The organism is Duganella sp. GW822-FHT06D06, assembly GCF_058799615.1.
In genome coordinates this window covers 21,656-37,468 of sequence record NZ_JBXALQ010000024.1, presented here as the reverse complement: position 1 = coordinate 37,468, position 15,813 = coordinate 21,656, and the positions used below count along the sequence as shown (strand labels likewise).

The window sequence follows — 15,813 nt, the reverse complement described above, 5'->3', positions numbered from 1 at the left end:
AATGCCGCTGCCGACATTATAGACGAAGCCCCGCCCTCCCGCCGCCCGTCGCTTAAGTCCGCTCACTCCGGCTTGTGCGGCCGGTTGGCGATGCCGAACGGCACATGGACCATCGGTATGTTGCCGCCGGCCGACTTCAGGTGGCTGAGCTGGTCGTCGAAGAAGATGTGCGGCTTGAAGATGCCCAGCACCCGGGCTTTTTCCATGCCGCCCAGGAAAAACGTCTCGTTGGCGGACACGCCCCAGCTCTTCAGCGTGGTGACCACCCGCTCGTGCGACGGCGCGCTGCGGGCGGTGATGATGGCGATGCGCAGGATGCGCTGGTACGACGGATCGCGGCGCTGGGCCCGCTCCTCCAGGCGCTGCATCAGCGACAGCTTCTGGAACAGGTCGGCCAGCGGGCCGGGCTGGTGGGGGATGGCGACCCGCTCCCGCTCGTGCGCATGGAACTCGTCGACATCGTTGTTGCGCTTGAAGACGGTCTCCGATTCGTCGTCGGCGATCACGCCGTCGAAGTCGAAGGCGACCCGCAATTCCTCGTCGTCATCGTCCTCGGTGCGCGAGGGCAGCACCAGGCCGGCCGGATAATTGGCCTCCAATGCATTGCGGACATCTTCCTCATTGGCGCTCAGGAACAAAGAGGTATTGAAGGCCGGCAGGTAGCTGTACGGCGATTTGCCCGTGACGAAGCAGGCGCGCGAGATGTCCAGCCCGTAGTGGGCGATGGAATTCATCACCCGCAGCCCGGTTTCCGGCGAATTGCGCGACATCAGCACCACTTCCACCGGCGCCGACTGCGCGTAGTGCTTGTTGATGTTGAGGAAGCGGCGGATGAAGGGGAAGGCCACGCCCTTGCCCAGGATGACGTCGATATGCTGTTCCTGGTACTTGCGGTACTCCTCGGCCCCGCCTTCCAGGTAGATCTTGTGCGATTCGGTCAGGTCAAACAGCGCGCTGGAGGCGATGCCGATCACCAGTTTGTGCTCGATAGGGTAGGCCATGGTCTAGTCGGTGGGTTGCATAGGTTGCTATATGCATCACTTTAACCGATACGCCCGCATAGCGTGCGGCATATATTGGTATTTGATTGGTCATACGGTGTGAATATTTTTCTTGCCAAGAATATTATTATTGTTGTTAATGAGATATAATTCAGCCCTTGCTTGCGGGTTTCCCCTGTTTCCTAACGAACATACCAATTACATACCATGACTATTTCCACTCTGATGCATCGCATTTTGCCGCTGGTGTTGGGCGCGGCTGCCCTGTGCAGCGCCCAGGCCGCAGCGCCAAGTTTCAACCTGGGTCCGGCGTCGGACTTCAGCGCCTATTTCTACGGCAACGCCAGCAACTTCACCGATATCGAAGGCCGCATGGCCGTCGGCGGCTCCGCCATCACCTCGGGCGCATCGATCGGCTACCGCACCCCGTACGGCGTGACCGCGCCCAGCCTGGTGGTCGGCGGCAACGTCCGACTGAGTGGCGGCGACATCTACGCCGCGCCGCTGGCCAACGTCAACACCAACGCCTCGATCGGCCCGATCACCGAATACACCAAGAATTACAACGGCTATGGCGTGTACGGCGGCACCAACACCTCGTCGTCCTACCTGACGCTGAACCAGGCCGATATTTCGACCTACACCGACTTCGGCGCGGCCAAGACCCAGCTGACCGGCCTGTCGACCACGCTGAACAGCCAGGCCAGCAACGGCACGGTCAACTTCGCCAACGGCGGCATCGAGCTGGTGGGCAACAACAGCGCCGGCCTGCAAGTGTTCAACGTCAACACCCGCAACCTGAGCAACCTGACGCTGAGCAATGTGAAAGACGGCGCCACCGTGGTCATCAACGTGACCGGCACCGGCGACGTGGTCTTCGGCGGCGGCCAGGACGGCCAGCTGGAGCACCTGCGCGCCAATGTGCTGTTCAACCTGAACGACGCCACGGACGTCAAGATCAATACCTTTGTCTGGGGTTCGGTGCTGGCCAACAACGGCGTGCTGTCCGGCGCCGGCCACCTGGAGGGCAGCGTTGTGGCGCGGGCCCTGGTCAGCGCGGTCGAGATCGGCTACGAGCCGTTCAAGGGCTACGTCGCCACCCCGGTGCCTGAGCCGGAAACCTATGCCATGCTGCTGGGCGGCTTGGCGCTGGTGGGCGTGGTTGCACGCCGCCGCAAGGCCTGATTTCGGCCGGCGTCGCGAAAAAAGCTGCCTCGGCAGCTTTTTTTGTTTCTTTTTTGCATGTGTGATTGCCACTGGCCGTGCGCTGGGATACATTGGGGCATCCACCAGGCGGAATCCGGCGTGCTCAATCTCGACACTCTATTGTTGGTACAGGTCTGCGTCACATTGTTGACGACGGCGCTGCTGGTCGCTTCCGCCTGCTACTCCGGCAGCCCGCCCGAATTGCGCTGGTGGGCGCTGGGCAATCTGCTGGTATCGATCGGGCTGGCCATGACCAACCTGGATGGCCTGCCCGCCGTCCTGAATATGGTGGTCGGCTACGGCGTCATGGCGTTCGGCCTGGCGCTGGTGCTGCGCGGCCTGCGCGTGCACTGTTCCGACACGCTGAGCTGGCGCGGCGTGGCCATCATCACCGTGCTGGCGCTGCTGATCTCCGCCTACTTCAGCCTGGTCGTGCCCAGCCTGCGGGCGCGGCTGTGCTTCAGCGGCTTCTATTTCGCGCTGCTGAACTGGCTGTGCGCCGTCACCATCGCGCGCCACGGCGGCTGGCGCGGCATCATCATCAGCGTGGTCGGCTTTTCGGTGCTGGGGCTGGCCTTGTTCGGGCGCGGCGTGCACATGCTGTTCCATGGCGATCCGGCCGACGTGCCCAGTTCACTGGTGATGGGCGCGAGCATGCTGGTGATACCGCTGGCCCAGGTCTGCATCGCGTTCGGCCTGATCCTGATGGTGATGTGGCGCTACGCCGAACGGCTGCGGCGCCTGTCGACGCTCGATGCGCTGACCGGGGCGCTGAACCGGGCCGGCCTGGAAATCCACGGCAAGCGGATCGCCCTGCGCGCCCAGCGCGGCCGCCGCAGCCTGGCCGTGATCATGATCGACGTCGACTTCTTCAAAACCATCAACGATACCTACGGCCATCCTGTCGGCGACGAGGTGCTGCGCCATCTGGCGGGGATACTGAAGCTGGAGTTGCGGCCCTACGACCTGCTGGCGCGCTTCGGCGGCGAGGAGTTCGTGCTGGTGCTGGACGGTTCGGACCTGCCGTCCGCGACCAAGGTGGCCGAGCGCCTGCGCGCGCGCATCGAGCTGGAGCTGGTGGAGATCGACGCGCTGTCGGTGCGCTACACGGCCAGCGTCGGCGTAGTCTCGTCGGACGAGCACGGCTATGACCTGATACGCCTGATCTCCGCCGGCGACGCCGCCATGTATGAAGCCAAGCGCAGCGGCCGCAACCGCGTAATCGGCGGTTGAGCGCCGGCCGCCGGCCGCACCCCTATCCCGTAATTGTGAGCACAGCGCCACACACCGGACGAATCTGGTTGACGCTGCCCTGACTGGGCAGCATATTGTGCTTTGAGGGAATTGTCACACATTCTCTCACCGACCTAACCACTTCAAGAGGTACCGGATGTTCAAGAACTTACTCATCAAGTGGAAGCTCGCCGTGCTGGTGGCGATCATGATGCTTGCGCTGCTGGTGGTGGGCGCGGCGGGCTACGCGGGCATCGTCAAGGTGGGCGGCGCCGTCAACGAAATCGGCGTGGTGCGGCTGCCGTCGATCCAGGGTTTGCTGGCGATGAGCGAGGGTCAGACGGCGGTGGCCGCCGCCACGCTGTACACGGCGGTCTACGAGAACGACTACCAATCGCAGGACAAATTCAGCGAAGCGCAGGAGTTGCGCAAGAAAGCCTGGGCCAGCATCGATCGCGGCTGGAAGCGCTACGAGCCGCTGCCGCAAACGGCCGAGGAAGCGGTGCTGTGGAAGCAGTTCACCGGCGAATGGGCCGCGTGGAAAGCGGTGGACGACAAGATCGGCTCCATCGTCGGCGCCTTGGCCGCCAACAAGGACGAACAGAAACAGAAGGATTTGTTTGTCGAATTCTTCGCGCAGTACCAGTTGTCGCGCCCCTTGTTCCTGAAGGCCGAGACGACGCTGATGAAGATAGAAAAACTCAACGAGGACATCGCGGCCACCAGCGTGGAGGAGGGCGCGGCGGCGATCACCCGCGCGGAATGGGCGATGGTGGCGTCGGGCGTGATCGCGGCACTGGTGGCGATCGGCTGCGCGGCCTACATCACGGCGGCGATCACCACGCCGATCAATGAGGCGGTGCGCGTGGCGCAGACAGTGGCGGCGGGCGACTTGACCAGCCGGATCGAGGTCAAGACCACCGAGGAGACCGGACAGCTGCTGCAAGCGCTCAAGGACATGAACGGCAGCTTGATACGCATCGTCGGCCAGGTGCGCGGCGGGACCGAGACGATAGCGACGGCGTCGACCCAGATCGCCAGCGGCAACCTGGACCTGTCCTCGCGCACCGAGGAGCAGGCCAGTTCGCTGGAGGAAACCGCGTCGTCGATGGAGGAGCTGACCTCAACCGTGCGGCAGAATGCGGACAACGCGCGCCAGGCCAACCAGCTGGCGGCGTCGGCGTCCGGCGTGGCGCTGCGCGGCGGCGATGTGGTGGCGCGCGTGGTGGATACGATGGAGTCGATCAACGCGTCGTCGTCCAAGATCGTCGACATCATCAGCGTGATCGACGGGATTGCGTTCCAGACCAATATCCTGGCGCTGAACGCGGCGGTGGAAGCGGCGCGCGCGGGCGAGCAGGGGCGCGGCTTCGCGGTGGTGGCGTCGGAAGTGCGCAATCTGGCGCAGCGTTCGGCCACGGCGGCCAAGGAGATCAAGGAATTGATCGGCGATTCGGTCGACAAGGTCGGCGCCGGCAGCAAGCTGGTGGCGGAGGCCGGGGCGACGATGGGTGAAATCGTCTCCAGCGTGCAGCGCGTGACCGACATCATGGGCGAGATCACCCTGGCGACGCAGGAGCAGAGCGTGGGCATCGACCAGATCAACATGGCGGTGGGGCAGATGGACACGGTGACGCAGCAGAACGCGGCGCTGGTGGAAGAGGCGGCAGCGGCGGCGGCCTCGTTGCAGGAGCAGGCGGCGGCGCTGGCGGAAGTGGTCAGCGTGTTCAAGCTGGACCAGGTCGTGGCGCCGCGCCCGCAGGCGATGGCGCAGCGGCAGACCCGCCTGGCCGCGGCGCCTGCGCGGGTGGCTGTTGCGGCGCCGGCCGCGCGTCCGGCGTTGAAGGCCGTTGCGGCCAAGGCGCCGGCGCGGCAGACGGCCAGCGTGGCGGGCGACGACTGGGAAGAGTTCTAACAATAAAGTAAGCCACTATCTGGCGCAGCAGCAAAGTCAAGCGGCCTTCGGGCCGCTTTTTTTTACTTTGACATGGCTCAATCGTCGCGGCGCTTACCGGTGCTACGGTGGCAGCGCGACCATGCTGCCGTGAGGAGCGAATATGCCTTCCGTTGACAATACCGATCCAATTGAAAATGTCTCCCGCTCCGCCTATGATGGAAGAGCGGAAGTGCGCTTCGCTGCGATGGAAACACGCCTCGCAGCCGTGGAGGTTGATGTGGCTGTAATACGAACCAGTTTTGCCACCAAGAATGACGTGGCCGAACATCGCGCGGAATTCAGCGCTGCACTGGATCGCCAACATGAAGAATTCAACATGGCCCTGAAGGAGCATCGCGTTGAACTTCGTAAGACGTTGATGAGTCACCTCTGGAGGGTGTACGGCCTTGTCATCGTGCTACTTGGCGGCGTCTATTTCATCGCGCGCTACGTGCACTGAATTCACTCGTAGGCGGCGAGGCGCTTCTGCTCTTCGGCGGAGAACATGGCGTCGCGCAGTTTCTGCAGCGAGGCCGGATCCGCGCCCGGAGCCAGCTGCTGGCGCTGCGCCTGATAGCTGGCGATGCGCCGATGCCAGTCGGCTTCTTCGCGGTCGACATCGGCCAGGCGGGCCGCCGCTGCGGGCGATAACGCGGCGGCGCGCATGCGGTAGATCTCGTTGTCGCCCATGCCTTGCCCGCGGGCCTTCGCCACGGCTTCCTCAAGCTTCAGCACTTTGGTCGGCGCATCGCGTTCGTCGCGCGCCTGCGGCGACAGGCGCGCGTCCAGCGCCGCGATGCGCTCCTTGCGCTGCGCATCGGTCAAGCCCTGGTCGGCGTTGATCTCCAGCCGGGCCACCGCGTCCAGGTCGTAAGCGTCGCTGGCGCTGAACAGCCCCTCGGCTTCGGCGTCGCTGAAGTACGAGCGGCGCAGGCGCTGCATGGCCTCCAGCCGCTGACGCGCACCCTGCGCCAGGTCCTGCGTGGCCGGCAGGCCGCGGTCCACATCGACCAGCTCCCGCTTGTAGGCCAGGTAGGCATCCAGCAGGCGCTTGGCTTGCGCCGCCGGCGCGGGGCTCAGGCGGCGATCCAGCTCGCGGCCGATCTCCACGCGTATCGCCTCCAGCGGCTTCTCGCCCAGTCCCGCCAGATAGTAGTCGAACAGGTAGGCCAGCTCCGCGTTGACGGTCAGCTTGTCGGCCACCTGGCGCACCGCGCCGTCGGGCCGCGTGCCGATCATCGACGGCACAAACGCAAAATAGTTCGGATCGGCGGCGCTGGCCCGCGGCGCCTCGTTGCGCGGCAGCGCCAGATACAGGCCGACGCCGACCACGGCGGCCAGCGCGCCGAAGCGCAGCAGTTTTGCGTTTGTGCTCATCGTGCGCTCCTTACAGTCCCAGTCCCTGCAGGCGATTGGCCTGCTGGCGGAAGATGGTCACCGGGCTGGTCTCGAACAGATTGGTGATGCCCACCAGCTGATTGACCTCGTCCAGGTGGTTCATCGCGTAATCGTCGCGGATCACGCGGCCCAGGTGGCTGGAGCAGCTGCTGACCAAGCCATCGTTCTTGGCGCCGTTGAAGGCGATCGCCGTCAGGGCCAGCACCGGATCGCTGATGTCGAGCAGATTGGTGTAAGGCTGCGCGCCGCTCCACGAGAAGTAGTGCACGCCGCGCACCTGGTAGTCGCCTTCGCCGCAGGCCGAGGTCGGCACGCCTTGCGGATGGCGGCTGTTGAACGCCAGCGTGCCGGCGGTGCTCAAGGAGGCGGCCGCCGCGCGCGCGTTCTGCGGCAAGGCCGGGCTGCCGGACAGGAAGCTGATCAAGCCGGAGATCGCGTTGGCCAGGCTGTAGCTCACGTCCGGCACCGCGCCGATCAGCACATCGGCCACTTTGGAGCCCTTGTTGACGCCGCCGACGCTGCTGACCGAAGCCACCAGGTCCGGCCGCACCGACGCCACATAGCGCGAGGTGGGGCCGCCGTGGCTATGGCCGATCAGGTTGACCTTGGTGGCGCCGGTCGCGGCCAGGATCTGCTTGACCTGCACCAGCAGCTGCTCGCCGCGCACCTCGGTGCTGTTGGCGGCCGACACCGAGGTCACATGCACATTGGCGCCGCCGCTGCGCAGCGCCGACGCGATGCCGTAGAAGTAGTCGACCGGGCCGATGTTGTCGAAGCCGAACAGGCCGTGCACCAGCACGATCGGATACTTGGTTTGCGTGTAGCCGGCCGCCCAGGACGGCGCGGGCAGGGAGGTCAGGGCGATCAGGCAGACCGCGAGGTACTTCCAGAAGCGTGTTTTCATTGAAGTCTCCGAGTGTATTTTTTGAGGTCCGGGTATTTCCCCGGTCAGCAAAATGTAGCACCGAGCCGTTGGCCGTGCAGTCCGCACGTCAGGCCTGGGGAGCCAATCTGATGGAGCTCTGATCCCAGTTGTTTTCCTGGGCTATAATCAAGACCAAAACTCAAATAAAGAGACTACCTTGCCGTCGCGATTCGACTTCCAACAATTTCAGGCGATGACGCCGCTGGACGGCGTCAATATCTGGGCATATCTGCTCGACCACAACGCGGAACGCATCACCGTCAAGCGCCGCAAGCCGGCGCTGGAAAACCTGGAACGGATCTTTCGCGCCACCTTCAAGCTGGCCAACGACGTCGGCTTCCGCGCCATGAACCTGCGTGACCTGTGCCAGGAGACCGGCCTGTCGATGGGCGGCTTGTACGGCTACATCAGCAACAAGGATCAACTGGCGGAGATGATCGAGGACGTGGTGCGCTACGCCACCCAGGAGATGCCGCGCCTGTTCGACGACGTCACCGAGCCGCTCGACAAGCTGGAAGCGCTGATGCGCGCCTCGATCTATGTGTCCGAGATTTTGCAGCCGTGGTTTTATTTTGTGTTCATGGATTCGCGCGTGCTGCAATCGGCGCAGCGCACCACGGCCAAGGAATCGGAGCTGCACGTGCAGGCTTTGTTCGCCGGCGTGATCGCGCAGCTGCCGCAGCGTCCCGCCGGCAGCCCGGAGCTGCAGGCCGCGCACATCATGGCGATGTTCCAGGACTGGTATGTGAAGCGCTGGAAGTACCGGGCCGCCGATGTCGGCCCGGACCAGTTTGCAGATAGCGCCGTGCGCATGATGCGCGGCTACCTGGCGTCCTGATTTAGTTGTTCGGCGGCGTCGGCTGCGGCGCCGTGCCGGCCGGCTGCGGCGCCACATTCTCCGCGCCCGGCGCCGGGTCGTCCATGTCCAGCGTATGGCGCGCGGCGTCGCCGATGAACTCGTCGAACAGCCACTCGCCGTCCACCTGCGTCAAGCCGGCCGGCACCTGGCGTTCATGCGCCGGCCGGTTCTGCAGCGCCACCTTCATGTAGTCGATCCAGATCGGCAGCGCCACGCTGGAGCCGAACTCCTTGCCGCCCAGGGATTTCGAATCGTCGTAACCCATCCACGATACCGCCACGATGCCGCCGCCGTAGCCGGCGAACCAGCCGTCGACCGCGTCGCTGGAGGTGCCGGTCTTGCCGGCCAGGTCGGGGCGGCCCAGGCGGGCCACGGCGGCGCCGGTGCCGGTGCGTGTGACCTGGCGCAGCATGCCGTCGGTGACGAAGGCGTTGCGCGGGTCGATCACGCGGGCGTCGTCCGGCAGCGTGGTGCGCGGCTTGGCCTCGGAAATGATCTTGCCCGTGCCATCGACGATCCTGGCGATCAGGTAGGGTTCGACGGCGTAGCCGCCGTTGGCGAACACCGAGTACGCGCCCACCAGCTGCGCCGGCGTCACCGAGCCGGTGCCCAGCGCCATGGTCAGGTTCTTCGGATGCTTGGCCAGGTCGAAGCCGAACTTGCCCAGGTAGTTGTGCGCGTACGGCACCGTGATCGAGCGCAGGATGCGCACCGAGGCCACGTTCTTCGACTCGGCCAGCGCGGTGCGCATGGTGATCGGGCCGTCGAACTTGCCGTCGTCGTTTTTCGGGCTCCACGCTTCGTTGCCGGTTTCGGCGCCGGTCAGGTCCAGCGGCACGTCGTTGATCAGGGTCGCCGGCGAAAAGCCTTTTTCCAGCGCCGCCGAATACACGAAGGGCTTGATCGAGGAACCCGGCTGGCGCCAGGCCTGCGTGACGTGGTTGAACTTCTGCAGGTTGTAGTCGAAGCCGCCGACCATGGCGTGATAGCCGCCGCTGACCGAATCGATGGACACGAACGCCGCCGCCACCTGCGGCACCTGCGTGATGCTCCAGCCGTTCTTGTCCTGCATGATGCGGATCACCGCGCCGGGACGCAGGCGCACAGTCTCCTTGGCCTTGTCGGTCAAGGCGTTGGCGGCCAGGCGCAGGCCGTCGCCGCTGATGGTGATCTCTTCGCCGGACGGGTTCTGCACCTTGACCGACTTGGCGCCGGCCTCCAGCACCACGGCCGCGATCAGGCGGTCGCTGCTCGGGCGGCGCTGCAGCGCTTCCTCGATGGCGTCGTCGCGTTCTTCTTCGCCGGCCGGCAGCGTGATGAAGGTCTCCGGGCCGCGGTAGCCGTGGCGCTGGTCGTAGTTCAGCACATTGCGGCGCACCGATTCGTAGGCCGCGTTCTGGTCGGCCTTGAGGATCGTGGTGTAGACGCTGATGCCCTTGGTGTAAGAGTCTTCCTTGAATTGGGCGTACACCACCTGGCGCGCCAGTTCGGCCACGTACTCGGCGTGGGTGTCGAAGCCCTGGCCGCGATGGCTGACGTGCAGCGTTTGGTGCAGCGCCTTCTGGTACTGCTCTTCGCTGATGTAGTCCAGCTCGCGCATCGAGCGCAGCACCACGTGCTGGCGTTGCTTGGCGCGCTTGGGATTGACGGCCGGGTTGTGGCGGGCCGGATTCTGCGGCAGGCCGGCCAGCATCGCCATCTCGGCGATGTCCAGGTTCTTCAGCGGCTTGCCGAAATAGACCTGCGCGGCCGCGCCGAAGCCGAAGGAGCGCTGGCCGAGGTAGATCTGGTTCATATACAGTTCGAGGATCTGCTCCTTGCTGAGCGCCGCCTCGATCTTAAAGGCCAGCATGACCTCATTGAGCTTGCGGCCGTAGAATTTCTCGCGGGTGAGGAAGAAGTTACGCGCCACCTGCATCGTGATGGTGGAGCCGCCCTGGCGCATGGCGCCGCCCAGGTTGGCGCGCGCCGCGCCCAGCGCGCGCCGCCAGTCGATGCCGTTATGTTCGTAGAAGCGCTTGTCCTCGATCGCCAGCACGGACTTCTTCATCATCTCCGGGATGTCCTTGATCGGCACGAAGTCGCGGTGTTCCTCGCCGAATTCGCCGATCAGGGCGTTGTCGGCGGTGTAGATGCGCAGCGGGATCTTGGGCCGGTAATCGGTGATCACCTCCAGCGACGGCAGGTTGGGCGCCACGTACAGCAGCAGGTAGCCCAGCAGCAGGCCGCCGGCGACCAGCGCGGCGACGCCGGCCACAATAAAGCCGCGGATGGCGTTGCGGCGGTTCAGCCATTTGGACAGATTGATGGGGGAAGCAGTCAAGGCGTAGTCTCACGGTAGCAGCGGTAGGCGCGATTATAGACCAACAAAATTCGGCCATCCTTAAATGAAAAATGGCTTTTTATGCAAATATGGTCGCGCGCCCCTATGACTATTGGTGATTTTGTCGTAACGTAACAGCTTCTGAATAATTTTGGCTCTACAACCGGGGAAGACATGGCAGAACCGCAGCACACTCTCGATTGCGACATCCTGATCGTAGGAGGCGGCATCAACGGCGCCGGCATTGCACGCGACGCGGCAGGGCGGGGCTTATCGGTGGTGCTGTGCGAGAAGGACGACCTGGCCTCGCACACCTCGTCGGCCTCCACCAAGCTGATCCACGGCGGCCTGCGCTATCTGGAGTATTACGAGTTCAACCTGGTGCGCAAGGCCTTGATCGAGCGCGAGGTGCTGCTGCGCGCCGCGCCGCACATCATGTGGCCGCTGCGCTTCGTGATGCCGCACGCGCCCGGCCAGCGCCCGGCGCTGATGATACGGGCCGGCCTGATGCTGTACGACCTGCTGGCCAAGCGCGAGCTGTTGCCGGCATCGGCCGGCATCAACCTGCGCGCGCACGCGGCGGGCCAGCCGCTCAAGCCTGAGTTCAAGCGCGGCTTCATCTATTCCGACGGCTGGGTCGACGACGCCCGGCTGGTGGTGCTGAACGCCATCGACGCCTGCGAAAAAGGCGCCACCATCCTGACCCAGACCGAGTGCAAGCGCTTGACGCGCAAGGCCGACGGCTGGGAAGCGGCGCTGCACAAGAGCGGCTGCGGCGATGTGCGCGTCAACGCGCGCTACGTGGTCAACGCGGCGGGGCCGTGGACCGCCAGCCTGCTGCACTCGACGCTGCCGAAAGAGGACGGCAGGACTCTGCGGCTGATCAAGGGCAGCCACATCGTCGTCAAGCGCATCTTCGAGCATGACAATGCCTACATCTTCCAGCACCGGGACGGCCGCATCGTGTTCGCGATTCCCTATGAGCGCGACTTCACGCTGATCGGCACCACCGATCTGGACTACCGCGGCGACACCAACCAGGTCGCCATCAGCGAGGACGAGATCAGCTACCTGTGCGAGCTGGCCAGCCAGTATTTCGTCAAGCCCATAGCGCCGGCCGATGTGGTGTGGACCTACTCGGGCGTGCGGCCGCTGGTGGAAGACGGCGCCGACGCCAAGGCCGTCACCCGCGACTACCGGCTGGAGGTCGACAGCGACGGCCCGCCGCTGTTGAGCGTTTTCGGCGGCAAGATCACCACCTTCCGCAAGCTGGCGGAGGAGGCGGTCGACCTGATCGCCAAGGCGCTGGGCAACCGCCACGGCGCCTGGACCCACAACGCCTGCCTGCCGGGCGGCGACCTGCATGGCGCCGAGCCGCAAAACCGTTCGGTGCTGGAATTCGACACCTGGGTGCGCAACGTGCAGGGCCGCTACAGCTGGCTGCCGCCGCTGCTGGTGGCGCGCTACGCCCGCGCCTATGGCACCCGGATCCACACGCTGCTCGGCGAGAAGGACAGCGTCGCCGCGATGGGCGAGGAGATCGCGCCGGGTCTGTACGCGACGGAAGTGGATTACCTGCGCCGCTACGAATGGGCGCGCAGCGCGCAGGACATCCTGTGGCGGCGCTCCAAGCTTGGCCTGCACCTGCCGCCGGACACCGGCGACAAGCTGCAGGCGTGGCTGGCGGCACACCCGTTCCAGCACAAGCAAGCGGCATAAAAAAAATACCACCGCCCAGAACGCGCTAAAGATCGCGCTCTGTGCCGGTGGTATCTATTTTGACGTGTAAGGCGCTTACTTCACGCCGTGCATCAGCTTCTGGATCAGCGGTGCGATCAGGAACAGCAGCACGCCGGCGGCGGCCAGGGCGTAGAAGCCGTAGCTGTAGCCGACCAGCGCGGACGACACCGACATGCCGGTTTCGCCGCTGACTGCCGAAGCGAAGATGCCCGACAGGTTGTTGCCGATGCCGGTCGACAGGAACCAGCCGCCCATGCCCAGGCCGACCAGGCGGGTAGGCGCCAGCTTGGTCACCATCGACAGGCCGATCGGCGACAGGCACAGCTCACCGACCGATTGCAGCGCGTAGACCATGACCAGAGGCCAGAACGGGATCTTGTTGTCGGCGTTGACCAGCATCGACAGCGCGAACATCAGCAGCGCGAAGGCGGCGCCGTTGAACAGCAGGCCCAGGCCGAACTTGCGCGGAATCGATGGATTCTTGTTGCGCATGGCGACCCAGATGAAGGCGATGATAGGCGCGAAGCCGATGATGGCCAGCGAGTTAAAGATCTGGAACCAGGCCACAGGGAAGGTCCAGTTGAACATCTGGCGGTCGACGATCTTATCGGCCAGGAAGGTGAACGAGCTGCCCGCCTGTTCGAAGAACATCCAGAACATGATGTTGAAGAAGAAGATCAGCAGCATGGCGATGACCTTGTCGCGGGCGACCTTGCCGTTCTTGACACCTTCGATCAGCAGCATCACCGACAGCAGGACGAACAGCACGGACAGCACCACTTGCAGGTTTTGCGCGCCGGCGGCCAGCAGGAAGTACACGACCGGGATCACGCACAGCGAGCCCAGTGCCACGTAGATCATGCGCTTCGGATCGGCGTTCGATGCGTCTGGCGCGCCGATGCCTTGCAGATTGCGGCGGCCGATGAAGAACCACACCAGGGAGATCAGCATGCCGACGCCGGCGGACATGAACACCACTTTGTAAGCGGGCATGCCATGGGCGCCGAAGATGGCGGTGGCCAGCCATTCGGTCAGCACCGGTGCGACCAGCGCGCCGGAGTTGATACCCATGTAGAAGATGGTGAAGCCGGAATCGCGGCGGGTATCGGCGGCGCTATACAGCTTGCCGACCATGGTCGAGATGTTCGGCTTGAACATGCCGTTGCCGACGATGATGGTGGCCAGGCCGAATTGGAACACCACCTGGTCGGGGAAGGCGATCATGAACAGGCCTGCCGACATGAAGGTGGCGCCGATCAGGATCGAGCGCTGGTAGCCGAGGACACGATCGGCCACGTAGCCGCCGAACAGCGCGGCGGCATAGACCAGCGCCAGGTAGGAGCCGTAAATCAGGTTGGCCGAGGACTCACCGGTAGGGTCGCCATTGTAGAACTGCGCTACGACGTAGAGCACCAGGGCCCAACGTATGCCGTAGAACGCGAAACGCTCCCAGAACTCGGTCATGAACAACATCCACAGCGGAGCAGGGTGACCCATGATCTGCTTGAATTCGGGAATAACGACTTCCGTATTGGTGGTGGTAGCACCGCTCATGCGGCTTCTCCTAATTTTATGATCTATGAAAAGTGTCTCAGGTTCCCTTGTGGGGAGCCAAATTGGGCGCCATTTTAATCTACAAATCGCCCCAGCCGTACATTTTGATGGCCGGTCTGCAAAGATATGTCTTTTGTGCTAATAAATATGCACAATCCTGCTATGGCAATCTCCACCCCGCAATGTGCCGGTTTGTCGTATATTGGCACTGCAGGCTTACCTGTTATGCATCGAAATGCATCGAATTTGAATAAGGATTTTCGCATCATGGAACATGACGTTGTCGATACCCTGATTTCGCCCGAAGGCCAGTTGGAAGTGCTTTCGAAGGCGGAAGTAAACAAGCTGCTCGACACTAGCCAGGGCGGTCTCTATAACATCTTCCGCAATTGCGCACTGGCCGTGCTCAATTGCGGCAGCACTATCGACGATGGAAAGGAACTGCTGGAACGATACAAGTCATTTGAGATCAGCATTGTGCAGCGCGAACGCGGCATCAAGCTCGATATCAAGGGCGCGCCGGCGATCGCCTTCGTCGACGGCAAAATGATCAAGGGCATCCACGAACACCTGTTCGCGGTGCTGCGCGATATTGTCTTCGTCAGCAACGAGGTGACGGACAATCCGAAGTTCGACATGGGCAGCACCGAAGGCATCACCGATTCGGTGTTCCATATCCTGCGCAACGCCGGGGTGCTCAAGCCCATGCTCAATCCCAACCTGGTGGTGTGCTGGGGCGGGCATTCGATCAACCGCGCCGAGTACAACTACTCGAAGGAAGTCGGTTATCAAATGGGTTTGCGCGACCTGGATATCTGCACCGGCTGCGGCCCCGGCGCGATGAAGGGCCCGATGAAGGGCGCCACCATCGGCCACGCCAAGCAGCGTTTGCACAAGGGGCGCTACCTGGGCATCTCGGAGCCGGGCATCATCGCGGCCGAGTCGCCGAATCCGATCGTCAATGAACTGGTGATCATGCCGGACATCGAGAAGCGCCTGGAAGCGTTCGTGCGCTCGGGGCACGGCATCGTGGTGTTCCCTGGCGGCGCCGGCACGGCGGAGGAGATCCTCTATATCCTGGGCATCCTGCTGCATCCCGATAACGCCGATATTCCGTTCCCGCTGGTGTTCACCGGACCGGAGACCTCGCGCGAGTACTTCGTGCAGATCAACCAGTTCATCCACGATACGCTCGGTCCCGAGGCGCAGCAGCGCTACAAGATCATCATCGACGATCCTGAGCTGGTGGCGCGCGAGATGCAGGCGGGGATCAAGCAGGTGCGCGAGTTCCGCAAATCCCGCAGCGATGCCTACTACTACAATTGGGGCCTGAAGATCGACCCTGAGTTCCAGCATCCGTTCGCGCCGACGCACGAGAACATGCGCAACCTGAGCCTGCACAAGAACCAGGAAGTGCACCTGCTGGCGGCCAATCTGCGCCGGGCGTTTTCGGGTGTGGTGGCGGGCAACGTCAAGGACGAGGGCATACGCGCGATCGAGAAGTTCGGCCACTTTGAAATCCATGGCGACAAGGAGATCATGGGGCCGATGGATGCGCTGCTGGCGTCTTTCGTGGCGCAGCATCGCATGAAGCTGGCGGGCAAGCAGTACACGCCTTGCTATCGCGTGATCCAGTAA

At 63.7% G+C, this 15,813-nt stretch carries 12 protein-coding genes; 7 read left to right on the top strand and 5 right to left on the bottom strand.

The features are described from left to right. Positions 1-62 precede the first annotated feature (62 nt). Positions 63-1,001: a 5'-nucleotidase gene (locus AC1RMD_RS28740; RefSeq protein WP_492931853.1), complete on the bottom strand. Its 939-nt coding sequence runs from the start codon at positions 999-1,001 to the stop codon at positions 63-65. Positions 1,002-1,208: 207 nt separating this feature from the next. Here AC1RMD_RS28740 and AC1RMD_RS28735 point away from each other — a divergent pair, with 207 nt between their 5' ends. The 4 genes from AC1RMD_RS28735 to AC1RMD_RS28720 all read left to right on the top strand — a co-directional run bounded on the left by AC1RMD_RS28735 (position 1,209) and on the right by AC1RMD_RS28720 (position 5,836). Further along, complete coding sequence (locus AC1RMD_RS28735; protein ID WP_492931851.1) at positions 1,209-2,186, top strand: choice-of-anchor A family protein; 978 nt, start codon at positions 1,209-1,211, stop codon at positions 2,184-2,186. Between the two features lie 120 nt (positions 2,187-2,306). Next, complete coding sequence (locus AC1RMD_RS28730) at positions 2,307-3,440, top strand: GGDEF domain-containing protein (protein WP_492931849.1); 1,134 nt, start codon at positions 2,307-2,309, stop codon at positions 3,438-3,440. A 157-nt stretch (positions 3,441-3,597) separates the two neighbouring features. After that, positions 3,598-5,355 carry a methyl-accepting chemotaxis protein gene (locus tag AC1RMD_RS28725; RefSeq protein ID WP_492931847.1) on the top strand — a complete coding sequence of 586 codons (1,758 nt, stop codon included), beginning with the start codon at positions 3,598-3,600 and terminating at the stop codon, positions 5,353-5,355. A 142-nt stretch (positions 5,356-5,497) separates the two neighbouring features. After that, the gene (locus AC1RMD_RS28720) at positions 5,498-5,836 is read left to right on the top strand and encodes a hypothetical protein (RefSeq protein WP_492931845.1); all 339 of its coding nucleotides are present in this window, start codon (positions 5,498-5,500) and stop codon (positions 5,834-5,836) included. Between the two features lie 2 nt (positions 5,837-5,838). On the opposite strand, the gene AC1RMD_RS28715 is transcribed toward AC1RMD_RS28720, so the two are convergent. Both AC1RMD_RS28715 and AC1RMD_RS28710 read right to left on the bottom strand, forming a co-directional pair. Further along, the gene (locus tag AC1RMD_RS28715) at positions 5,839-6,753 is read right to left on the bottom strand and encodes a lipase secretion chaperone (protein WP_492931843.1); all 915 of its coding nucleotides are present in this window, start codon (positions 6,751-6,753) and stop codon (positions 5,839-5,841) included. Between the two features lie 10 nt (positions 6,754-6,763). Next, complete coding sequence (locus AC1RMD_RS28710) at positions 6,764-7,678, bottom strand: lipase family alpha/beta hydrolase (RefSeq protein WP_492931841.1); 915 nt, start codon at positions 7,676-7,678, stop codon at positions 6,764-6,766. Between the two features lie 178 nt (positions 7,679-7,856). Between AC1RMD_RS28710 and AC1RMD_RS28705 the strand changes: the two genes are divergently transcribed. Next, a complete protein-coding gene (locus AC1RMD_RS28705; RefSeq protein ID WP_492931839.1) occupies positions 7,857-8,537 on the top strand; it encodes a TetR/AcrR family transcriptional regulator in 681 nt (226 codons plus the stop codon). Between the two features lies 1 nt (position 8,538). Here the strand turns inward: AC1RMD_RS28705 and AC1RMD_RS28700 are convergent, their stop codons facing one another. Further along, complete coding sequence (locus AC1RMD_RS28700) at positions 8,539-10,881, bottom strand: penicillin-binding protein 1A (protein WP_492931837.1); 2,343 nt, start codon at positions 10,879-10,881, stop codon at positions 8,539-8,541. A gap of 174 nt (positions 10,882-11,055) precedes the next feature. Between AC1RMD_RS28700 and glpD the strand changes: the two genes are divergently transcribed. After that, positions 11,056-12,600, top strand: coding sequence for a glycerol-3-phosphate dehydrogenase (gene glpD, locus AC1RMD_RS28695; RefSeq protein WP_492931835.1), 1,545 nt, complete (start codon positions 11,056-11,058; stop codon positions 12,598-12,600). A gap of 75 nt (positions 12,601-12,675) precedes the next feature. Here the strand turns inward: glpD and AC1RMD_RS28690 are convergent, their stop codons facing one another. Next, on the bottom strand, positions 12,676-14,175 hold the full coding sequence (locus AC1RMD_RS28690) for a peptide MFS transporter (protein ID WP_492931833.1): 1,500 nt from the start codon (positions 14,173-14,175) through the stop codon (positions 12,676-12,678). A gap of 267 nt (positions 14,176-14,442) precedes the next feature. On the opposite strand from AC1RMD_RS28690, the gene ppnN reads away from it, so the two are divergent. Further along, the gene (gene ppnN, locus AC1RMD_RS28685) at positions 14,443-15,813 is read left to right on the top strand and encodes a nucleotide 5'-monophosphate nucleosidase PpnN (protein ID WP_332855835.1); all 1,371 of its coding nucleotides are present in this window, start codon (positions 14,443-14,445) and stop codon (positions 15,811-15,813) included.